This is a genomic window from Candidatus Hydrogenedentota bacterium (genome assembly GCA_019695095.1).
Taxonomy (GTDB): Bacteria; Hydrogenedentota; Hydrogenedentia; order Hydrogenedentales; family SLHB01; genus JAIBAQ01.
Genome location: JAIBAQ010000362.1, coordinates 1 through 3,228, shown reverse-complemented (window position 1 = coordinate 3,228; position 3,228 = coordinate 1). Strand labels below are relative to the sequence as shown.

The following is a 3,228-nucleotide window of genomic DNA, read 5'->3' as shown; positions in this document are numbered from 1 at the left end:
ATCGCGCGTTTTTGCGCGCGTTTGGGGTGCCTTTGCCCACAACCGACTGGCATGCCTACAAGCACGTTACCGATACCGGGATCATTCACGAAGTCGTCGAACCCGCGTGGGGGCGTCCCGTCGCTATGAGCGAGATTGAGGCATTTGAGTCGGCATTCTTGGATGAACTCATGATGGCTTTCGAGACGAATCCGGGCGGTTTCACGGAAGTGCCCGGAGCGTGTGCGCTTCTCAATGCCCTTCAGAAGATGGAGAATGTCGCGATTGCGTTGGCAACGGGCGGCATGCGAAAGACGGCCCTGTTTAAGTTGAGCAAGATCGGAATTGACGGCGAGCAGCTTGCGGGCGGTTTCGCCAACGACGCCATCTCACGCGCGGACATCGCACGGATTGCAGCACAACGCACGGGCGTTCAAGCAAGCGACATCGTTTATGTCGGCGACGGCATGTGGGACTTGCTTACCTCGCGCGAGTTGGGAATGCGCTACGTCGGAATTACGCGCGAGTCCAATGCAGACCGCTTGCGGGAAGCGGGCGCGACCGCACTCCTCGAAGACTATTCGGACCCTGCTGCATTCTTCACGGCAGTGGAGACCGCCAAGGTCCCTGTCGCACCGTAAAGTTCGCCCACCCGTTGGTTCACTCGGCAGGTGCATCATTTCTTTGAGGCGCGCTACCAATCGCGGTACTATGTGCGCAGGTCTATCGGCAAGGCGAGGTGCGCTGTTGTCCCGCACCCTCAATTCCACAGGTGAGCCATATGCTTAAAACCATTGTGCGTGTATGGGTGTTCCTGTTTGTGGTGTCGATCGCTGTGTGCGCTCAAGAGTTCTACACGGTACAGAACGTAGAGGCACAGCCTTTCCTGGCGCATGCATTGCGCTTGAATGACGCCCTTTCATTTCTGGGAAGCCGCCTGCGCGACGAAGATGCATCGCGCCTGAACGCGCTTAAGGAGCAAGCGCCATCCGCAGAAACCTCCACGGCCATCCAGGAGATCCTGGATCCTTACTGTCTCGTGCTCGTTCACATCAATCCTGAAATGCGCGTGAAGGTTCATCGAGGTCCCGCTGAACCTGTTCTCATGCAGAATGGCTGGCGGTCGTTTCTGGTGAAAGTTCACAATGAAGCGGGCACGCGCGCCGAACTGCGCGTGGATAGTCCCAATGCAGCCCCATTGCTGCACCGATCCAGCGGCGCGGCGGAACCCAAGCCGGAGAATGCGCTGACTCCCGGCGACGTCGCGGCTCGTTTCCTGGAACTGGAGATGTATCACCGGCGGCCTATGGAGCCGCTCTTGTCTGGGTTACCCCTGGAATACGCAATACTTCAGGTTTATACCCGTGATGCTGGATCGCGCGAGGCGAAGATTGCTTTCGATGCCGGGCAGGGCACGCAAGACCTCGGGTTCAGAGATCAACTGGATGTTCTCTTTCGATGCAAGCCCGCCGTGAAGGTCACTTTCCACGTGCACGACGACGACGGGACGCCTGCCATGGCGTCGTTTGTCATATCGGACAATATCGAGCGTTTCGGGGAAGAGGCGGAGCCGGGTGCCAAGAAGAAACTCGACTATCACGTCGCCGCAGCGCAGAGCGTGCCGACAGGCGCCCTGCTCACGGCAGGCCAGCACTTTGCGGGAATCTACCCGCTCCCGTCGCGGCGATTGGCCGAAGTGGATGAGTATCCTGACTTCTTCTTCCAGCCGCAGATCTATCGCGCGGATGGTGAGCATGTCTATCTGCCGCCGGGCGAATACCGTGTCGAATATACGCGGGGACCCGAGTATGTGCCGGGGACAACTACGTTGACCGTAACGGAGGGTCCCGCCGAATGCGAAGTGGAGTTCACGCTCCAGCGATGGATTCATCTTGCGAAGCTGGGATGGTATAGCGGCGATCATCATGTCCATGCCGGGGGGTGCTCCCATTACGAAAGTCCTCAGGCGGGCGTTGACCCTGAAGCGATGATGCGGCAAGCGTTGGGCGAAGATCTGAATGTTTCGTGTGTCTTGTCGTGGGGGCCGTGCTGGTATCACCAAAAGACGTTCTTCGAAGGCAAAGTGAGCGAACTCTCCACACCTCAGAACCTCATGCGGTATGACGTGGAGGTTTCGGGGTTCCCGTCAAGCCATGCCGGGCACCTGTGTCTATTGCGCTTGAAGGAAGACGATTATCCCGGTACGAGCAAGATTGAGGAATGGCCGAGCTGGACCTTGCCCGTACTGCAGTGGGGTAAAAAGCAAGGGGCCGTGGTCGGGTATTCCCACTCGGGGTGGGGTCTTGAGCCGTTGGAGCCTACCTCGGAGTTGCCTAATTACGTCATGGCGAAGTTCGATGGGATCGGTGCGAACGAATACATCATCACCGTCGTTCAAGATGCGGTCGACTTCATCAGTGCGGGCGATACGCCGCTTCCGTGGGAACTCAACATCTGGTACCACACCTTGAACTGCGGTTATCGCGCGCGCATCAGCGGTGAAACCGATTTCCCATGCATTTACGATGAACGTGTGGGGATTGCACGCAGCTATGCACCGATGAAAGGCAAGCTAGACTTCGATGGCTTCGTGGAGCAGATTCGGCGTGGTGCAAACTATGTGTCGGATGGCAAATCCCATATCCTCGATTTTCGCGTGAACGATGCGCTGGCAGGGACAGAGAATAGCGAGTTGCATTTGGCGGAGCCGAAGACGGTGAAGGTTTCGGCGCGAGTGGCTGCGTATTTGCCCGATCAGCGCGGCGAGGTCGGTGAAGAGTTGGCGAAGAAACCTGCGGATGCGTCGCCCTATTGGCACATCGAACGCGCTCGCATCGAGAACTCACGGGCCGTTCCGGTCGAGTTGATTGTCAACGGTTACCCAGTGCAGCGACAGGATCTGATCGCCGATGGCACGCTGCGTGAGGTCACATTCGATGTGCCCGTCGAACATTCGAGTTGGATGGCGCTGCGGGTCCTCTACAGCAGCCACACGAATCCCGTGTTCGTGCTTGTTGGAGACAAACCTATTCGCGCTTCGCGGCGCAGCGCGCAGTGGTGCCGGGAGGCAGTCGATCGATGCTGGCAAATGAAGAACCCGCTGATTCACGAGTCGGACAAGCCTGCCGCGGAAGCGGCATACAATGCGGCGCGCGAGGCTTATGATCGAATCCTGGGTGAATGCGTTGCGGATTGAAGGAGCGCGGCTTCGCCGGCTGGCGTTTCCCGCACTCAATGCGCGCGGATGAA

At 58.4% G+C, this 3,228-nt stretch carries 2 protein-coding genes; both read left to right on the top strand.

The genetic code is table 11. From position 1 onward, the window contains the following. A partial coding sequence (locus K1Y02_26385) for an HAD hydrolase-like protein (protein ID MBX7259910.1) occupies positions 1–620 on the top strand: 620 nt, incomplete at its 5' end. A 140-nt stretch (positions 621–760) separates the two neighbouring features. Beyond that, positions 761–3,175, top strand: coding sequence for a CehA/McbA family metallohydrolase (locus tag K1Y02_26380; GenBank protein ID MBX7259909.1), 2,415 nt, complete (start codon positions 761–763; stop codon positions 3,173–3,175). Positions 3,176–3,228 lie beyond the last annotated feature (53 nt).